The 19808-nt window shown below is 44.2% G+C and carries 17 protein-coding genes and 1 other RNA gene; 13 read left to right on the forward strand and 5 right to left on the reverse strand.

Annotated elements, in window-relative coordinates; all coding sequences use genetic code 11:
- Positions 1-330: 330 nt before the first annotated feature.
- From rapA to ABUE20_RS16330, 4 genes are read left to right on the forward strand one after another with little or no spacing between them, the layout of a single operon-like run.
- On the forward strand, positions 331-3237 hold the full coding sequence (rapA, locus tag ABUE20_RS16315) for an RNA polymerase-associated protein RapA (protein ID WP_408621015.1): 2907 nt from the start codon (positions 331-333) through the stop codon (positions 3235-3237).
- A 41-nt stretch (positions 3238-3278) separates the two neighbouring features.
- Positions 3279-3947 carry an RluA family pseudouridine synthase gene (locus ABUE20_RS16320; protein WP_408621016.1) on the forward strand — a complete coding sequence of 223 codons (669 nt, stop codon included), beginning with the start codon at positions 3279-3281 and terminating at the stop codon, positions 3945-3947.
- Between the two features lie 49 nt (positions 3948-3996).
- Positions 3997-4773 carry a DUF3530 family protein gene (locus ABUE20_RS16325; RefSeq protein ID WP_408621017.1) on the forward strand — a complete coding sequence of 259 codons (777 nt, stop codon included), beginning with the start codon at positions 3997-3999 and terminating at the stop codon, positions 4771-4773.
- Positions 4774-4788: 15 nt separating this feature from the next.
- Positions 4789-5745, forward strand: a complete 957-nt coding sequence (locus tag ABUE20_RS16330) for a D-2-hydroxyacid dehydrogenase (RefSeq protein WP_408621018.1) — start codon at positions 4789-4791, stop codon at positions 5743-5745.
- A 139-nt stretch (positions 5746-5884) separates the two neighbouring features.
- Here the strand turns inward: ABUE20_RS16330 and djlA are convergent, their stop codons facing one another.
- Positions 5885-6721, reverse strand: a complete 837-nt coding sequence (gene djlA, locus ABUE20_RS16335) for a co-chaperone DjlA (RefSeq protein ID WP_408621019.1) — start codon at positions 6719-6721, stop codon at positions 5885-5887.
- A 285-nt stretch (positions 6722-7006) separates the two neighbouring features.
- On the opposite strand from djlA, the gene lptD reads away from it, so the two are divergent.
- From lptD to ABUE20_RS16360, 5 genes are all read left to right on the forward strand, one after another.
- Positions 7007-9298 (forward strand): LPS assembly protein LptD, encoded by a 2292-nt coding sequence (gene lptD, locus ABUE20_RS16340; RefSeq protein WP_408621020.1) that lies wholly within the window; start codon positions 7007-7009, stop codon positions 9296-9298.
- Positions 9291-10631 (forward strand): peptidylprolyl isomerase, encoded by a 1341-nt coding sequence (locus ABUE20_RS16345; protein WP_408621021.1) that lies wholly within the window; start codon positions 9291-9293, stop codon positions 10629-10631. The genes lptD and ABUE20_RS16345 overlap by 8 nt, the downstream gene beginning before the upstream one ends.
- Positions 10632-11009: 378 nt before the next feature.
- Positions 11010-11834 (forward strand): 16S rRNA (adenine(1518)-N(6)/adenine(1519)-N(6))-dimethyltransferase RsmA, encoded by an 825-nt coding sequence (rsmA, locus tag ABUE20_RS16350; protein ID WP_408621022.1) that lies wholly within the window; start codon positions 11010-11012, stop codon positions 11832-11834.
- Positions 11831-12211 carry a Co2+/Mg2+ efflux facilitator ApaG/CorD gene (apaG, locus tag ABUE20_RS16355; RefSeq protein WP_408621023.1) on the forward strand — a complete coding sequence of 127 codons (381 nt, stop codon included), beginning with the start codon at positions 11831-11833 and terminating at the stop codon, positions 12209-12211. Before rsmA ends, apaG begins: the two co-directional genes overlap by 4 nt.
- A gap of 2 nt (positions 12212-12213) precedes the next feature.
- Positions 12214-13032, forward strand: coding sequence for a symmetrical bis(5'-nucleosyl)-tetraphosphatase (locus tag ABUE20_RS16360; RefSeq protein WP_408621108.1), 819 nt, complete (start codon positions 12214-12216; stop codon positions 13030-13032).
- Here ABUE20_RS16360 and folA read toward each other — a convergent pair.
- Positions 13014-13505, reverse strand: coding sequence for a type 3 dihydrofolate reductase (gene folA, locus ABUE20_RS16365; protein ID WP_408621024.1), 492 nt, complete (start codon positions 13503-13505; stop codon positions 13014-13016). The two genes, ABUE20_RS16360 and folA, sit on opposite strands and share 19 nt — an antisense overlap.
- A 117-nt stretch (positions 13506-13622) precedes the next feature.
- Entirely contained in the window at positions 13623-14594 is a 972-nt protein-coding gene (ispB, locus tag ABUE20_RS16370; protein ID WP_408621025.1) for an octaprenyl diphosphate synthase, read from the reverse strand.
- Between the two features lie 242 nt (positions 14595-14836).
- Between ispB and rplU the strand changes: the two genes are divergently transcribed.
- The 4 genes from rplU to ABUE20_RS16390 all read left to right on the forward strand — a co-directional run bounded on the left by rplU (position 14837) and on the right by ABUE20_RS16390 (position 18432).
- Complete coding sequence (gene rplU / locus ABUE20_RS16375; protein WP_408621026.1) at positions 14837-15148, forward strand: 50S ribosomal protein L21; 312 nt, start codon at positions 14837-14839, stop codon at positions 15146-15148.
- Between the two features lie 16 nt (positions 15149-15164).
- Positions 15165-15422, forward strand: coding sequence for a 50S ribosomal protein L27 (gene rpmA / locus ABUE20_RS16380; protein ID WP_408621027.1), 258 nt, complete (start codon positions 15165-15167; stop codon positions 15420-15422).
- A gap of 127 nt (positions 15423-15549) precedes the next feature.
- Positions 15550-16719, forward strand: a complete 1170-nt coding sequence (gene cgtA, locus ABUE20_RS16385) for an Obg family GTPase CgtA (RefSeq protein ID WP_408621028.1) — start codon at positions 15550-15552, stop codon at positions 16717-16719.
- A 633-nt stretch (positions 16720-17352) separates the two neighbouring features.
- On the forward strand, positions 17353-18432 hold the full coding sequence (locus ABUE20_RS16390) for a porin (RefSeq protein WP_408621029.1): 1080 nt from the start codon (positions 17353-17355) through the stop codon (positions 18430-18432).
- A 112-nt stretch (positions 18433-18544) separates the two neighbouring features.
- On the opposite strand, the gene rnpB is transcribed toward ABUE20_RS16390, so the two are convergent.
- Positions 18545-18915: RNase P RNA component class A (gene rnpB / locus ABUE20_RS16395), an RNA gene on the reverse strand.
- A 47-nt stretch (positions 18916-18962) separates the two neighbouring features.
- Positions 18963-19802, reverse strand: a complete 840-nt coding sequence (gene rsmI / locus ABUE20_RS16400) for a 16S rRNA (cytidine(1402)-2'-O)-methyltransferase (RefSeq protein ID WP_408621030.1) — start codon at positions 19800-19802, stop codon at positions 18963-18965.
- Positions 19803-19808: the final 6 nt, after the last annotated feature.

The raw sequence follows: 19808 nt of genomic DNA on the forward strand, positions 1-19808 counted from the left end.
GACCGTTTGAGGCGGTGTGCCGTGTCAGTGGTGGTGCATTATAGGGACCCCATTTTTTTGCGCAACCTTTTTTTCCCTTTTTTTTGAATTTGGTAAATCAAGCGCCTATTTATTGTTCATTAACTGTGAATTTGCTTCAATATTGTACAATACAGAGGCCGATTCCGGTATTTTGCCCTCCTGCTTAAGTTCACTATGAGAAGACTCTATACAGAACGGCTATTGGGTTCTAATTTTTAACGGGATATCGGATGACTCATGGTGAGGCTTCAGTTACCATAGCCGCCCTTTTCTTGACAAGTCACAATCATTCCCAGGAGTATTGCGTAAATGGTGTTTTCCCTCGGTCAGCGTTGGATCAGTGATTCAGAATCAGAACTTGGTTTAGGTACTGTTGTTGCTATAGAAAGTCGAATGGTAACGATATTATTCCCGGCTACCGGGGAGAATCGCCTGTATGCAATTGAGGAAGCCCCCGTCACGCGTGTCATATTCAATATAGGGGATGATATTATTCATGTTGACGACTGGCATATGACGGTCACCGACGTGAATGAGTCCGATGGACTGATTAATTATGTTGGCATCCGCCATGACACCCAAGAAAAAGCGACTATAAAGGAAGTTTTTCTAAGTCATTTTTTAAAATTCAACAAACCACAGGATCGACTATTTGCCGGTCAGATTGATCGCTTTGATCGGTTTGTCGTTCGCCATCAAGCTTTATGGCAACGCTATAATGCCCAATGCTCAAAGCTGCGCGGATTAATCGGTGGTAAAGTCAGCCTAATCGCTCACCAACTTTATATTGCTAAAGAAGTGGGACGTCGCTATGCCCCCCGAGTCATGCTGGCCGATGAGGTTGGTTTGGGGAAAACCATTGAAGCCGGTTTAATCATTCATCAGCAACTCATTGCTGGACTTGCTCAGCGCGTTTTAATTGTGGTTCCTGAGACACTGCAACATCAGTGGCTGGTTGAAATGCTACGACGTTTTAACTTTCCTTTTAGTTTATTTGATGAAGAACGCTGTGTTGAAGCATATGCTGATTCAGATAATCCATTTGATACCGCTCAACTCGTACTGTGCAGTCTCGATTTTTTACGCAGTAAACGACGCCGCTTTGAACAAGTTTGCGAAGCACAATGGGATCTATTGGTCGTCGATGAAGCCCACCATCTACAATGGGAAGACGGTAAACCCAGTCGCGCATTTCAGGTCGTTGAAGCACTCAGTGATGAAATCCCTGGCGTATTACTTCTGACCGCTACCCCAGATCAATTAGGTCATCACAGTCATTTTGCCCGACTGCGGTTACTCGATAAAGAACGTTTTCATGACTACGATACATTCTTGCAAGAAGAGCAACACTACCACCAGCTAGCAGAACTCGCGGCACCATTAATCGAGCAACAGCCACTAACATCAGAACAATTGCAACAGTTAACCTCTTTGAGTGGCATTCATCTACAGGCAGAGCTATCAGCAATTAACAGCGATAATTCAGACATCCGGCAACCGGCTCGCCAACAATTGTTTAATGAGTTGCTTGATTGTCACGGGACTGGCCGTGTCATGTTCCGGAATACACGAAATGCGGTTCCCGGGTTTAAAGCGCGCCGTCTGCACAGTTATCCACTTTCGCTCCCGGAACAATATAAAACGGCACTCAGAGTCCATCAGATGATGGGGGAAAGTCAAAATCTGGCACAACGCGCCCAGCAAGCGCTTTACCCCGAAGAACTGTATCAGTCACTCGAAGGGGGCGATAATATTCAATGGACCAAATACGATCCCCGCATTCAATGGTTAATCGATTTTCTATTAGCCAATAAGCAAGAAAAAGTTTTAGTCATCTGCGCTAATGCCACCACCGCACTTGCGATTGAAGAAGCCGCTCGTCTAGACGAAGGGATTCGAGGCACTGTTTTTCACGAAGGGATGAGCATTCTGGAACGCGATAAAGCGGGTGCCTATTTCGCACAAGAAGAAGCTGGAGCACAACTGATGGTTTGTTCTGAAATAGGCTCGGAAGGCCGGAACTTTCAGTTTTCCCATCATCTGGTTTTATTTGATCTGCCGATGAACCCCGATTTATTAGAGCAGCGAATTGGTCGTTTGGATCGAATTGGTCAACGCCATGAGGTTTCTATCCATATTCCTTATATTGAACATACGGCTCAGCAGCGCCTCATGAGCTGGTACCATCAGGGTTTGAATGCATTTGAATCACCCTGTGCAACCGGCAATGCCATCTATCAACAATTTGGCGATACACTGTTACAAGTCTTAGCTTCGGATGATGACGCACTACTGGAACAATTAATTACACAAACACAGGCCGTTCATCAACAATTAACAGCCGATATGGAAGCCGGTCGAGATCGTTTATTGGAAATGAACTCCAGCGGAGGACAACAGGCACTCGATTTGGTGACAGAAATAGCCGATCAAGAAAGCGATCCTTTATTCGTCAATCAAACTCTGCGGTTATTTGATGTTTTAGGAGTGCAACAAGATGATATTGGTGAACAAGTGATACTGCTCAAAGCCACCGAGCAAATGCTGGTTCCTTCGTTACCCGGACTGTCTAGTGAAGGCCAACTCATCACCTTTGACCGAGAACGAGCACTGCATCGTGATGAAGTCGCATTATTAACAGCGGATCATCCGCTATTTAACTCGGCATTAGATGCTATTTTAAGCTCAGAAACAGGGACGACGTCTGTAGCCCTGCTGAAAAATAATGCCCTGCCCGCTGGGAGCTTTTTCCTTGAAGGAATCTTCGTTATTGAAACATCTGCACCGCCACAATATCAGATAGGCCAATACCTCCCCGCAACCCCGGTTCGGGTCTTACTCGATAAAAATGGAAATAATCTTTCGGACAAAGTGAGTTTTGATACTTTTAATCAACAACTCAGTGCCATCAATCGACATATTGGCAGTAAGTTGGTGAATGCATCGCAAAATGCTATTCATCACCTACTCAGCCAAGCCACAACGATGGCTAAAACATCCATCGAAGCCATCGTGGAGCATGCCAAGCAACGCGCATCTCAACATCTAGGTCAAGAATTAAGTCGCCTTGAAGCACTTAAACAACGCAATCCAGCCATTCGTGAAGATGAACTCACCTTTTGGCACACTCAGGCGGTTGAAGTACAAAGCTATCTAGAAAAAGCGCAAATAAAATTAGATGCGCTGCGCTTTATCGTCGTTGCCCCTGCCCAATAACAGGATCCTGAGCCGGCCTTAAACCGGCTCACCACTAAACTATGACCGACTTTATTTATCAGCCACCTCAGCATCCTTATTTACCAATCATCTATCAAGATGATGATATTGCCGTTTTTAATAAACCCTCGGGACTACTCTCGGTTCCGGGACGAGAAAAAATCAACCGGGATAGCCTGGCCATCCGAGCCATGCGAGTATGGCCCGATATTCGGGTTGTCCACCGGCTAGACATGGCGACGTCCGGCTTAATCGTGATGGCGATGAATCGTGCAGCCCAAAGTCATCTCTCTCGACAGTTCCAGCAACGACAAACCCAAAAACGATATCTGGCGGAGGTCTGGGGTCTACTGTATCAAAAACAGGGTTCGGTTGATCTGCCGCTCCGATGTGACTGGCCCAACCGCCCACGACAGATGGTCGATCACCAATTGGGTAAAAAGGCGTTAACCCACTGGCAAGTCAAACAGTATCGAGAGTTAACCACAATTGTTGAGCTCAAACCCGTCACGGGGCGCTCCCATCAATTGCGCGTACATATGCAACAGTTAGGGCACCCCATTGTCGGTGATCAAATCTATGCCCCTAAAGATGTACTGGCATACACAAATCGATTACATTTACATGCGACTGAATTGGGCTTCTATCATCCACACACCAATGAATGGCTTGCATTCAAATGTGATGCGGCATTTGCCGAAGGTGTTTAATAAATTATAAAAATAGCCGACTATATAAATAAACATCTAGGGATCCTCTATGCACCGTATTTATCTGTCGGCTATTCTATTCATATTTTGCCTGAACCATCAGGCCGTAATGGCAGCCACATCCGAAGCCCATCCGTCATGGCCAGAATATACAGGTTATCGAGCGCTGGATGTAAATGGCAAAGTTCAGGATAGTCTGTGGCAAGAAGAACGTACTCCCCAAAAAACCGGAACGATCATATTACTTCCTAACTGGGGAGAGCGCCCAACCAATGCTGATTCAATGCAGCCATTACGTCAGACGTTACCCAACTGGGGCTGGCAAACCATCGCCATTGTCCCACCGGAGCCCCAACAACGTGCCTCCATACTCTCTGGACAAGATACTCAAGCGATCAGCACCTATCAACAACAGTTGTTGACCACACTTCAAGCGATTACTCAGGCTCAGGGTGAACCTTTCGGTTATCAGGTCGTCGTGGCGCAGGGAGTTATGGCCGCCTGGGTATTGCGGATCTACAATCAACAACAACTCCCCTTACCCAATGCTTTGGTTCTGATCAGCAGCTATTTTCCCAATCCATCCCTCAATGATCAGATTGCCCAACAGATTTCAGAATTAACCATACCGGTCTACGATATTTACTATCAACAAAGTAATCGCTGGAGTATTCAGGGCGCCCATGCTCGACTGATCGAAACCCAGCGTCGTCAAAAAAGTGATTACCGCCAAAGTGAGATTCTAAGTGCCCCCTATCTAGAAGATTCAGGACAATTGCTAGCCAAACAACTATATGGCTGGTTTAATGCGTTAGGTTGGTATTAATACAGGAGTGACATCATGGCCACAGTGGTCTGTTTAGAAAGAGACAGTTTAGGAGCACAATTTCAATTGCCTCCGCTATCGGCTCCTCATGAATGGCGGAATTATCCCACGACTCTTCCTGAACAAATCGTCGTTCGCTTACGCGATGCAGATATCGCCGTCGTCAATAAAATTATCTTAAATGAAAAAATATTAGCACAACTTCCAAAGTTAAAACTGATTGCAGTCTCCGCCACGGGTTTTAACAATATTGATGTTAGCGCAGCCAACCGCATGGGCATTCAAGTCTGTAATATTCAGAATTATGCGGGAATTGGCGTTGCAGAGCATATTTTTATGCTCATTTTAGCCTTAAGAAGGAACCTAATAAAATATCGCCAGAAAGTTCAAACTAATTACTGGCAACAATGTGGTCAGTTTTGCTTCACCGATTTTCCGATCGATAATTTACATGGGCAAACATTAGGCATCATCGGGGCAGGCGATCTGGGACAGCATGTGGCCAAACTAGCCCAAGCCTTCGGGATGAAGATCCAGTTTGCAGCCCGAGAAGGACAACCGGCTGACGGACATAAAGTGGAGTTTCAAAACGTTCTGCAAACTAGTGATATTCTTGTTGTCAGTTGCCCTCTGAACGAACAAACCCGTAATTTGATCGCCCGAGAACAATTTGCCCAAATGAAATCGAATGCATTACTCATTAATGCAGCCCGCGGAGGTATCGTCAATGAACAAGCCTTATTGGATGCCTTAACCGAACAGCAAATTGCTGGAGCCGGATTCGATGTCAGTGACAACGAGCCACCTAAAGAAGACTCGCCTCTGATGCAAGCGGCCCAACTAGATAATTGTATCCTGACGCCTCACATTGCCTGGGCGGCGACTGAAAGCCGTGAAACATTAATCGCCCAGCTTATCGAAAATATACAAGGATTTTTGGACGGACATCCTCGACACATCATTACGATCTAGGGGCTATGACTCGTTCATCATTAGATTTTGTTCAAATTAAACACATGTTGAACAAGATGCGCTCTGTGTCACTTCATGAGTGAAACGATAAGACACAATCAAGTTCAGCATGTTCTATATGAAAAGAATCATGGGGCACTTATCGCATCCCTCGTGCCTGCTTAATCATTTCATAGGCATGCTGAATTTCCTGTGCCTTCTGTTTAGCCACTTCTAACATTTCGGGAGGTAATCCTTTAGACATTAACTTATCTGGATGATGCTGATTCATCTGTCGGCGATATGCCTTTTTAACATCCTGATTGGATGCCGAAGCATTTATCTCCAACAGCTTATACGCATCATCTAAAGACTGATGCGCCGAACTTGAAGATGAGTTCTGGCGTTCGCCACCTGACCAATGACTTTGTGATTGACGCTGTTGCTGAAAACGATATTCGGCCTCCCAACGCGCAATCACCCGGTTCAGTTCTGACTGACTAAACCCAATAACAATCGCAATACGTTCCAGCATCTGCTGTTCTGCGACATCAATACGACCATCGGCAAAGACGCCATACATCTGCAACTCTAGGAACATTTGCAGTAAATCTTTACGTCCATGAACTAATGCAACCAAACGCCGTAACTCATCTTCTAAGGGATAATCCGCACGTTTTCCGTCTCGAAACGCATTCTGGGCCTGCTGTCGCGACTCCCCCTGTAACCCCATTCGATTCATCAGCTCAGAAGCGACCTGAATTTCAGATGAAGTCACCACACCTTTGGATTTTGCGATATGCCCCATCACGGCAAAGGTCGTTAAAAAGAATTGGTGATTCCCGCCAGCAGCAGTCGAACCAAATGAACCGAAACCGGTATTTTGTCCCAGAGCCTCGTCAATTTTATAACCAATTAATAACCCAATAATCGCGCCAAACCAGCCACCGAACATCAAACCGAGCAGGAAACCAATGACTTTTCCCCAAATACGCATTCAATTACCTTTAATTCTGTGTTTCTTGAGAGATGGGAACAGTGACCAATGGGTTATAGTGAACACCAAATGCACTTGACTATCCCACTTAGAGTGCAACAAATTGATTTAATTCACAACTCAAGGGACCAATTTATAGAATTATTGCTATAACCCCTGATCAGAAGATAGCCGCAGGCCTGAAATTCCAGTAAGATGAGAGTTAAAGTCCACGGTGATCCTGCCTAAGCGACCCAAACCTATAGACGGCAGTATGCCCATATTGAAGAGTATGATTCAAAGGATATGATTGATCACAAGTCCCTTTTCTTATGCTGTAGCACAGTTGCACTGTCATCGTTCAGCTTTACTGTACTAGCCGCTGATTCAGCCTCAGTCCCTTTATCGGTATTAGATGCTCGATGCTATGTCAAACCCCCAGCCCCGTTGGACACCCCTCCAACGGACAATAACAAACAGATTGCAGTCCGTTCTCAGCGAGCATCCGCGAAGCGAGGAGAGTCCGCTGAATTTGAACAGCAGGTGGCTGCCGCTCAGGGGAATCGACGCTTACATTCCGATAAGGCCGTTTTCAACCAGAAAGATCAGGTTTTCACCGCTGAAGGCCATGTCAAATACCAAGACCAGATCATGAATGTGCAAAGCCATCGCATTCAAGCCAATCTGAAATCAGATGCCACAACCATTGACGGGGCCAATTATCAATTTAACGGCCAAGCTGGGCGTGGGCAGGCTTCCAATCTGCATATGAATGCCGATCATTCAATGTCGATGAAGCATGCTTCATATACCGCATGTCCCCCTGGGGATGAAAGCTGGCGTATATCGGCCAGTAAAATTGATATAGATAAAAATCATGACTGGGCTGTGGCACACAATGCCATCTTCCGGGTTCATGAAGTCCCAGTATTGTATTTACCTTATTTTAGTTACCCTATTAGTGACAAACGTCAGACGGGGTTCTTATATCCCAGCGTGGGCTCTTCGTCCAATAAAGGGCTAGATATCAGTACTCCTTTTTATTGGAATATTGCCCCTAATTATGATCTGACTTTAACGCCGCGTTATATGGCCAAACGGGGACAAAAACTAAGTGGTAGTTTTCGGTATCTGGTTTTTGGACAGGAAGGCGAATTGGATTACGAAGATTTAGAAAATGATCAGCTCACCAACGAACGTCGCTATCTGTTTCACTGGCAAGACACCGGAGCCATCGGTGATCACTGGCGCATGAAAGGTGACTACACCCAAGTCAGTGATCCCAATTACTTTTCAGACGTCGGCAGTTTATATGGTCATGATGCTGACCAGTTGATCCAGCACGGTGAAGTCAACTATGAAGATCAGCACTGGAATGCCGGAATTATGGCCAATGATTATCAGATTTTAGGCAATACCGAAGATCCGCATAAAGTTTTGCCGGAACTGCATTTCGATGGTCGCTGGGATACCGGCCTAAGCACACTACAGTTTGCGATGAAAAGCCAACTAGTTCGCTTTACTCATAAAGATCCCAGTGAATATGTCGGTCAACGCTATCACTTTGAACCCAGTCTGATCCTACCTTTACGGGTCCCTGGTGGTTTTATCACCAGTCAGGTTTCGCTGATGCAAACCTATTATAATCAGGATACCAAAGGCTACACGCAGCTGAGCGACCATATCAACCGAACCCTCCCCAAATATCGAGTATTAGCCGGTCTTAATTTTGATCGAGAGCTGACGCTATTTGGAGATGACTACCTACAAACGGTTGAGCCTCGAGTCCAATATCTCTATATCCCGTATAAAAAACAAGATGATATTGGTATCTATGATACCACCGCATTAGAACAAGATTATTTTGGCATGTTCCGGGATAACCGTTATGGGGGACTGGATCGGATTGCCAATACTAGTCAGATCACGGCTGGGGCGACGACTCGTTTCTTAAATGCTCAAAATGAAGAAAAATTACGACTTTCCGTCGCTCAGATTTTTTACTTTAAGAAAAACCAAGTCAGCCTGAATAACAGCTACGATGACAATGAATTTGTGGATCAAAGTCGCTCTGCTTTAGCCGTTGAAGGTGATGTAAATATTTCTCATGACTGGTTCTTCCATTCCGGATTACAAGTCAGTAGTAGCGACAACCAGCTCAACAAAGCCAATGCCGCTTTAGAATGGAAGCCCGAAGAAAATAAACTGGCCCAGTTAAATTATCGTTATGGTGAACCCAATGGAACCTTACACGATAAAATCAATCAAATAGGTATGAAAATGAGCTGGCCATTGTTGCCTGCCGTTCATGTTGTCGGTAGTTATTATCGGGATCTATATCTAAGCCGCAGTATTGAATCGCTCTTAGGGTTTCAGTACGACTCATGCTGTTGGGCATTTCAGTTATCATTCCAACGGTCAATTTCAAGACATTATGATCGTTCAGGTGATATTGAAAGCGATGGACAAGTGGATAACTCCATTAACTTCCAGTTCCTGTTAAAAGGTATTGGTGCCACTGATAACACGGCTAATTATCGTAAAATGATGGATGCTGGACGCTTCCCCTATGGGCACCCATTTTATTTAAATGATTAATCGTAAGCTTTGCACCCCAGTGCAGGTAAAAACATTTAGGGATACAATGAAATTAATTTATCGGTTACGACTACTTCTGATTATATTGCTTTTCAGCCCATTAAGTTGGGCTAAACCGGTCTTGGTCGACCAAGCGATTGCGATTGTAAACAACGATATTATTACCCAAACCGATTATAATCGGCTTCTAGCCACTGTTAAAAAAAACGCAGCCGATAGCCACAACGCCCTTCCTGATGAAGCCACTATTCATCATCAACTCATGCAAAAATTGATTAATGATCAATTGGTGGTGCAGCAAGCCGAACGTTCGGGGGTTGAAATCAGTGATACTCAGTTAGAACAGACCATCGACAGTATTGTTCAAAGCTCAGGCAAATCTCGTGATGATTTTCTTCTGGGATTAAGGGGCGATAACTTAAGTTATGAGCAGTTCCGTCAGCAGGTCAAACGCCAACTCATCATTACTCAAACCATGCAAAGTGCAGTTCGACGTCGAGTCCATATTGATAAACCGACCATTGATGCTCTCGTCAAACGCATGGATAGCGAAACAGCCAAACGGATCCGCTATCACATCGGCCATATCATGATTAAGTTTGATGATCAGGAACCAGCCACTCAAACCCAGCAGAAAGTTGAACATATTTTTACTCAACTTCAGCAGGGGGCTGATTTTCAGAATTTAGCAATGGCTCAATCTCAAGGCCCTAAAGCGCTAACCGGTGGAGACTGGGGATGGATGACGCTTGATCAGATGCCGACTATTTTTGCCAAACAAATCCATGAACAAAACAAAGGCGTACTCATTGGACCATTCCGTTCTGATGCAGGTTACCATATTCTAAAAATCCTAGATGTTCAGGGATTACAAAAGGTTGAAACTCAGGAAGTCAAAGCTCGACATATTCTGATCAAAACTTCAATTATCACCAGTGATGCAAAAGCCAAGTCACTACTTGATAAAATCCGTCAAGATATTATCTCAGGTAAAGGGACCTTTGCTGATTATGCCCACCAATATTCACAAGATCCTGGTTCTGCGGTACAAGGTGGAGAGTTAGGATGGGCGGATCCAAGCACTTATGTTCCAGCCTTCAAAAAAGAAGTGTCTGAATTACCACTCCATCAGGTCAGTCAGCCTTTTCACAGCCAATATGGTTGGCACATTCTCGAAGTTGAGGATCGACGGACCACTAATATTACATCGCAGGCTAAACAACAGAAGGCATTTGAAGTTCTCTATCAACGGCAGTTTCAGGAACAATCCCAAAACTGGTTAGAGCAATTGAAACAACAGTCTTATATCCATATTGTTGCACCCAAATCTTAAGCAAAGATTATCTATAATGGTTTTCGGCTCGAACAGAGCCGAAAACCATATCCATCGAACCAACGCATTTGATTTCTAAATAAATTGATACGTTATCTCTTCTCTTAATCTATGAAATATTCTTGATGGCACAGAGAATAGATAGGTGATGGAATGTACATGGTATGGATGACTTAAATCAGTACAAAAGATAGATCAAAAATCGTAAACATGGAAAACAATGTATTTAAACCTACAATAAAGATCACCTTAAGATAACGGCTTCATGTACTATACCGTTCAGAATACAGACCTTGAAAGAATCACGCCATGCATGGTTTCCTAATAGGCCATGTATGAAATTATTTAAACACGTTAAGCATAGTGTCGAAAAACTATATGAGTCATAACTTTCATCAAGGGCACCAAGCCCGTAAACGTTTCGGTCAAAACTTCTTAAGTGATGATTATATTATCAGTCAAATCGTTTCAGCTATCTATCCTCAACCGGGAGAAACATTGGTTGAGATCGGTCCGGGGTTGGCTGCCCTCACTAAACCGGTGGCAGAACAATCTAGTCACCTAAACGTCATAGAATTAGATAGAGACCTAGCTGAACGCCTTCGTCAACGAACCGATCTGGCAGGAAAACTGACAATTTACGAAGCGGATGCGATGAAATTCGACTTCACTCAACTCCTTTCTGACAATGGCAAAAAATTGCGGGTATTTGGGAACCTTCCCTATAACATATCGACGCCCTTGATCTTTCATCTGCTGAGTTTTGCTGGACAAATTAGTGACATGCACTTTATGCTACAAAAAGAGGTTGTTCAACGCATGGCCGCCGGACCAGGAAGTAAAAGCTATGGGCGACTCAGTGTCATGACGCAATATCATTGTCAGGTCATCCCGGTTTTAGAAGTTCCCCCCGAATCATTTGAGCCCGCGCCCAAAGTCGATTCAGCCGTTGTTCGTCTGGAACCTTATGAACATGTACCTTATCCGGCTCACAATATTCAGGCTCTGGATAGAGTCTGCAAAGAGGCTTTTAACCGTCGTCGAAAAACAATTCGAAATGCGTTGGGTCAGTTATTTACGGCCGATCAATTAGAGCAGCTTGGTGTCGATGTGACCTTACGCCCCGAACAATTGTCTGTTGCCGATTATGTCAAATTAGCGAATGCATTTGAGCAACAAACGCTTCAGGGAGATCAGGAATGAGTTCTGCATCCACAACGATACAGATTGGTGTCGATACGGAATATTTAGAAGAACACTCATCCGATATGGATGACCAATATACCTTTGTATACACGATTACCATTACCAATCAGGGTGATACACCTCTCAAATTACTACGCCGACATTGGCTAATTACCGATGGCAATGGGCATCACAGTGAAGTTGAAGGCGAAGGCGTTGTGGGCAAGCAGCCAACCCTAAAACCTTACCAACCCTTTACCTATACCAGCAGCACGGTATTAAAAACGCCGGTTGGTATTATGGAAGGTCGCTATACGCTGGAAACTGAAGCCGGTGACCTTTTAAGCGCCCCTATCCCAGCCTTTCGGCTCGCTAAACCTAATAGTCTGCATTAATGATGAAACATTGTATTATTGGTGATGTACACGGTTGTTATGATGAACTCATGCAACTGATTGATATGGCTCAAGTAGATCTTTCTCATGAACAGCTCTGGTTTACGGGGGATCTCATTGGCCGAGGCAAACAACCTCTGGAAACGCTCCGCTTTATTCAGCATTTAGGCCATCGAGCCCAAGTCGTCCTCGGCAATCATGACCTTCACTTTCTAGCCGTTGCCAATGGTATCGCGCCAGTTAAAGCCAGAGACCATCTTGAGGCACTACTCAAAGCACCTGACCGAGAGGAATTATTTGAGTGGCTATGGCAACAACCGCTCCTCGCCCAGCTAGATACCGATACCGTGATGGTACATGCAGGTATTACCCCCCAATGGAGCCAAACCGAAGCCATTCTGCGAGCGCAGGAAATCAGTAACATTTTTGCTGATCGCCAAAATCGACACGAGTTATTAGCTCAAATGTATGGGGATACCCCTAATCGCTGGGATGAAACCCTAAGTGGCATGGATCGATATCGGTTTATTATTAATAGCTTTACCCGCATGCGTTGCTGTTATGCTGATCTAAGCCTAGATTTTCAATATAAAGAAGCGCCGGAACAGGCCCCCGATGGCTTAAAACCTTGGTTTGAGCTACGAAAAGACCGCGACAATATTATATTTGGCCACTGGGCTGCACTCATGGGGGCCGCTCCCCATGCCAACATCTATGCACTAGATACAGGCTGTATATGGGGAAATCAGCTGAGTTTGTTACGCTGGGAAACTAAAGAATTATGCCAAACGAGTTGTCCGGCTTATCGACGGTCTAACTGAACAAACTGATAGCGATAAGGATTTTGCTCATCTGGGAAACACTCCGTTTGTTGTGAGCAAATCCATAAATCCTCCTGATAGTCAGGAAAATAAGTATCGCCTGACACCTCCAGATCAATCAAAGTCAGATACAATCGCTGGGCTTTTAGCAAATAATGATGATAGAGTTGCCCGCCACCAATAATCATCAGCTCTGATGCCCCTTTCGCTTGCTCAAGTGCCAACACCTGATCGATATCACTCACAGCAACCGTTCCTGGAGCATTCCAAGTTAAATCGCGCGTCAGCACATAATTTCGCCGCTGGGGTAGCGGTCGGCCTATCGATTCGAAGGTTTTTCGGCCCATGAAAACCGGCTTATTCAAAGTAACCGATTTAAAATGTTTAAGATCAGCAGGAAGATGCCAAGGCATCTGATTTCCCTGGCCTATCACTCGGTGTTGTGCCATTGCGGCAATCATTGAAATCAACATGATTATTGGTTCCTTTTGAACGACAACGGCATAACAACTGCCCATGAGGTAAGTCACCACGACGATGACGCGAATGGACATGACCGATCACATCCGATTCCAAATCGAAAAATAAAATTAATTGACCCGGGATGCCGCCATATGCGCCAGTGCGATTAAGGCATCCTTATAAGGTCCAGCAGCTAAAGGCGTGAGTGCGGCAATGGCTTTATTCGCTTCTTCATCAGCGCGTTTACGACTATAAATTAAAGCTCCGGTCTGATGCATGAGCGATAACACCGCCGACAAATCACCTTGTCCATTGCCCTGTTCAATCGCATCACGAATTAACTGAGCATCATCACCAGAACTATGTCGCATGGCATACAATAATGGCAATGTGGCTTTACCCTCAGCGAGATCATCCCCAACATTTTTACCTGTTTGCGAACTATCTGCATCATAATCGAGGACATCATCCATAATTTGAAATGCAGTCCCCAAATATTTTCCATATTCAGCTAATGCAGATTCAATCACAGGCCCTTGCTCAGCCACTACGGCAGCCAAACGGGTTGTTGCTTCAAAAAGCTTCGCTGTTTTACTATAAATAACCGAAAAATAATCATCCTCAGTAATATCAGGATCATTACAATTCATCAGTTGTTGAACTTCACCTTCAGCAATCACATTCGTCGCTTCAGCCAGAATGCTCATGATCCTTAAACTTTCCAATTCGGTCATTAACTGAAAAGCCCGCGTATATAGGAAATCGCCAACCAATACACTAGCTGCATTTCCAAATCGCTCATTCGCGGTATCCTGACCGCGACGCTGTGCCGATTCATCCACAACATCATCATGCAAAAGGGTCGAGGTATGAATAAACTCAATAATCGCAGCAAGTTTAATATGTCGATCACCCTCATATCCTAACGCCCGACTCGCCAGAACAGCGAGCAACGGCCGCATCCGCTTACCACCGCTATTGACGATATACACAGCAATTTGGTTAATCAGTGCAACATCCGAACTCAACTGTTGATAAATCAATTGATTAACTGCGCTCATATCCTTCTTGGATAAAGCAAGAATAGCTTCTAGATCCATAAAATTCAGTCGTCATTAGTTATACGGCCAAACGGCCCATTTATAGTGCGAATCTTACACGAAAACCACTATTGACACAGCTTCCATAACATCTTTTTATTAGGGCTGAATATTTTTTAAACTTTTTAGAAGATTGGACTTGCCTGACGAGCGCAATTTGCGTAGAATTCGCGGCCATTGTTAAGATTTTAATGCACCTGTCGATTCAAATAAAAAATCAAGGTGCTAGCGGAGTTTGAATTATGTACGCGGTTATCCAAAGTGGTGGTAAACAGCACCGTGTTGCCGAAGGTCAAACCATTCGCCTGGAAAAGTTAGACGTAGAAACTGGCGCGACTGTCGAGTTTGATAACGTTTTAATGATTGCCAATGGCGATGATGTCAAAATCGGCGCGCCTTTCGTTGACGGCAGTAAAGTAACAGCTGAAGTTGTTTCTCATGGTCGTGGCGACAAAGTCAATATTGTGAAGTTTCGCCGTCGTAAACACTTTCGTAAACAAGCGGGTCACCGTCAATGGTTTACAGAAGTTCGTATTACCGGTATTAACGCTTAATCGAGGAGTTTAACTCATGGCACATAAAAAAGCTGGTGGTAGTACCCGTAACGGTCGCGACTCAGAAAGTAAACGCCTTGGCGTTAAACGTTTCGGTGGTGAATCTGTATTAGCGGGTAACATTATCGTTCGCCAACGTGGAACTCGTTTCCATGCGGGAAGCAACGTAGGTATCGGCAAAGATCACACTCTTTTCGCAACTGCGGAAGGTACAGTGAAATTTGAAGTGAAAGGTCCGCGTAACCGTAAATTCGTAAGCGTTGTGACTGAATAATCACTTAAATTGATTATCTAAAAAAGCCCCGCTCATTTAGCGGGGTTTTTTGTTTGTATACTATATATACAATATATAGATATCATTTCACAATAAAGCTAACCGTACTGGTGAATGAGAGAAACAGATGAAATTCGTAGATGAAGCAACAATTCGGGTTGAAGCTGGCGATGGTGGAAACGGCTGTATCAGTTTTCGCCGAGAAAAATATATCCCTAAGGGGGGACCAGACGGCGGTGACGGTGGCGATGGTGGCAGTGTATTTTTAGTCGCGGATGAAAACTTAAATACACTGATCGACTTTCGTTTTGAGCGCTTTCATCGGGCGACTCGAGGCGAAAATGGCCGTGGAGGTAACTGTACTGGTAAGCGAGGCACGGATCTGGAACTCAAAGTTCCGGTAGGAACCCGTGCAACCGACTCAGATACAGCAGAGGTCATTGGCGACCTCACTTCGCATGGGCAAAGGATTAAAGTCGCTCAGGGAGGGTTTCATGGCCTTGGGAACACTCGCTTTAAAAGTAGTGTCAACCGAGCACCTCGGAAAAAAACGGATGGAACTCCTGGAGAAATCCGTAGCCTCAATCTGGAGTTAATGCTATTAGCGGATGTAGGTTTACTAGGATTACCCAATGCCGGTAAATCAACGTTTATCCGAAGTGTCTCCGCTGCCAAACCCAAAGTAGCAGACTATCCATTTACGACACTCGTCCCTAATTTAGGTGTTGTTCGCCAATCCAGTCAACGAAGTTTTGTGATTGCTGATATTCCCGGGCTCATTGAAGGGGCTGCGGATGGTGCTGGACTGGGTATCCGTTTCTTGAAGCACTTAGAACGATGCCGGGTATTACTGCACTTTATCGACGTACTTCCAGCAGATGGTAGTGATCCTGCGGAAAACGCACAAACGATTATTGAAGAGCTCAGTGAATACAGCGAAAAATTAGCGAATAAACCTCGCTGGTTAATCTTCAACAAAACTGACCTGTTACTTGAAGATGAGCTAGAAGAAGTGATTCAAAAAGTAACGGCGGCTCTTGAACAAAGCGACCATGTTTTCTGTATTTCAGCAGTAAACCGAGAGGGGACTGCCGAGTTATGTCATCAATTGATGGACTTTATCGAATCACTCCCGGCAGACAAAACACAAGCTAAAGATAATCAACAAGTTGATTTTCAATGGGATGAGTACCATCAAGCAAAACTTGATGAAGCCAGATCCTATGAGGGTGAAGACGATGATGACTGGGATGACGATGATGATGATGGAACCGAAGTGATCTATGTCCGAGATTAGTCCAGCCATTAAATAAGTTATTTGTCACTGAGGAGCTTTAGCTCTTCAGTGCCTATCCTTCCCAGCTTTTCCATCAATGCTCAAAACTTTTATATCAAAGTCAATTTGATGAAAAATTATTTATCTTTTTATAAAGATTTAATTTTTCTTATTTCATAAAAGCTAAAAATAACTGTCATTATATTGAAACTTAATTCATAAAAATATATTTCATAAATAATAAATCTAAAATTTCCCTATCCCAATTATTCTAATTAAACACTCTAGCCAAATAAAATCACCTTTTTATATATTTAATTTAACTATTGCATGACACACATGATTTCATTAAAAAATAAAGCTAGTGTCATACTAAATTAATAAACCATTTCACTTCAATATTTCATATGAAATATTATTTAATCTTTTGTTTTTTATATTTTTTCTGTCACATAAATGACACAAGTAAATTTGATAATGCTTCCGTCTCCAGCCATGGTTACCCAACGACCATATTGGAGATTCATACAATAAATAAAGATGTATCAGAACGATATTAGGTCAAATTAATTGAATAGAAAATTCCAATAAAATTCTTATTGGATATTCATATCTAATAATGAGCCTAATACATCTTAAATCGGACTTTATGATGTGGCTAGAACAAGTGAAAAAGGAAAAATGATGGCCTTCAATAAACATGCTCTATCAGTACTCGTTGGTACCGTCTTAGGTATTTCAGCAATTCCATCTTATGCGGTTCAAATTAATACGCCTGAAGATATGCCAACAATTAATATTTACGGAAAAGTATTCGGAAATGTTCAAAGTGCTGATGACTCAGGTACCGATGGTGCTGAATCACAGATCAGTTCCGTTTCCAGCCGTTTTGGAGTCAAAGGAGATTACGGTTTAAACGATGATCTGAAACTGACCTATAAAATGGAATGGGGAGTTAACTTGGCTTCTCAGGACTCAGGCAGCAATAACAACATCACCGGCCGTAATCAGTATATTGGCGTCGCCGGTAATTTTGGTGAAGTCCGTATAGGTCGCCACGATACAGCCCTAAAAATGTCTCAAGGGAACGTCGATCAGTTTAATGATTTAGAAGGGGACATGAAATTTATGATGCGAGGTGAAAACCGCCTCGGAAACAACATCATGTACTTATCACCCAATGTCGCCGGTTTCCATTTAAATTTAAACATCGTCTCTGAGGATAACTCGGCACAGCAAGGCTATGATGGTACAGCCAGTGACCATAAAACAGGACTTAGCTCGGCAATCACCTGGGGCGACGAAGGGCTTAAAAAAACACCAGTTTATTTAGCTGCAGCTTATGACAACAAAGTTAACGGTTACGATGTATACCGTTTTACCGCTCAAACCAAACTCGGACCCGTTGTATTAGGCGGCGTTGTGAACAACCAAAAACATGTTGTTAAAACGGCCTCTAACTACGATGATAACTTTACATCCTATATGGTCAGCGCAGCCTACAATATTACTTCCGAATACGTTCTGAAAGCTCAGTATGAAGGTGGTAAGTATTCTAGCGATGATGTAAAACCCAAAATGTATAGCGTAGGTTTCGATTACAAATTCTCAAAACCCGCTAAATTATATCTGTATTATACGCATGCAGATTTAGACCAAACAACGACCAATATTGCCGGTAAAAATATTGATAATGCCAACTATTTCGGTGGTGGTTTGCAGGTTACTTTCTAATAGGCACATCTGTTATCGATACACCATTTTTCAACGCAGCCTCAGGGCTGCGTTTCTGCATGACACAACGACAAAAATAGCCTAAGAAGGCCTATCAAAACAGCAAAAGAAGAGGTGGAGTTGGCCGATAAGCCGGGTTTTGTCATGGACAATCATTCATCTAGGCTATCAGTCGCCCAATAGCTCAAGCAGCCTACCCGCCCCCAACGCGGGCCGCGCCGTACGGGGGCCTATTTGGCCTTGCTCCGGGTGGAGTTTACCGTGCCGTGAACAGTTACCTGCCACGCGGTGCGCTCTTACCGCACCCTTTCACCCTTACCTGTGCCTAACGGCCATCGGCGGTTTACTCTCTGTTGCACTAGTCGTGAACTCGCGCTCCCCAGGCGTTACCTGGCACCCTGCCCTATAGAGCCCGGACTTTCCTCCCCCTCGCCCGTCTGCCCGAAAGCACAACGACAAGGCAGCGATTGTCTGGCCAACTCCGCGGCGCAGCATAGGGGAAGCCAACCCCAGAGTCAAGTCTTCTTCAACTATAACCCCAATTCCAGCCCTAGTTTATACAAGATGTTTTTCTTTAGATGATAAATTTGAGCCGTCATCGCAGCTGCTTTTTTTAACGGCAATTCACTGCTGAGTAATTTCAGTGTTTCCATGGCTTCTGACGAAACCGCTTGTGGATCAGCTTGGTAACCTTGGATCATCAGCACCATTTCGCCTTTTTGCTGATTGGGATCGGCCAACATCCATTCTCGCATCTCTTGAGCTGGCAGAGCCGCAAACGTTTCAAAAGTTTTGGTCAGCTCCCGGGCCAACACCAAGTTTCGCTGAGCCCCCAATACTTCGATAATGTCATCCAAGGTATCCAGAATACGATGCGGCGATTCATAAAAGACTAGCGTGGCTGATTCATCCTGCAATTGTGAGAGCAACTGTTGTCGGGCCACCTTTTTAGGCGGGAAAAAACCTTCATAATGAAAGCGATCTGTGGGCAACCCGGCGGCGCTCAGAGCCGTAATCGCCGCACAAGCCCCCGGAACAGGGACCACCTGAATGTGAGCTTCCCGACACAGATGAACTAAACGATAGCCCGGATCATTAATCAGTGGTGTACCGGCATCCGAAACCAAAGCTAAATCCATACCAGATTGCAATTTTTCCAGCATGGATGCGGCTTTTTGCTGCTCATTATGATCATGAAATGCAACTGTCGCCGTAGCGATGTTATAATGACGCAATAAGCGCCCAGTATTTCGAGTATCTTCAGCACAGATTAAATCTACATTCTGTAAGACTTCGACTGCACGATAGGTCATATCGAATAAATTACCAATCGGAGTCGCGACAATATATAAAACACCTGATGAACTCATGAACTA

This window comes from Celerinatantimonas marina, assembly GCF_046054165.1.
Classification (GTDB): Bacteria; Pseudomonadota; Gammaproteobacteria; order Enterobacterales; family Celerinatantimonadaceae; genus Celerinatantimonas.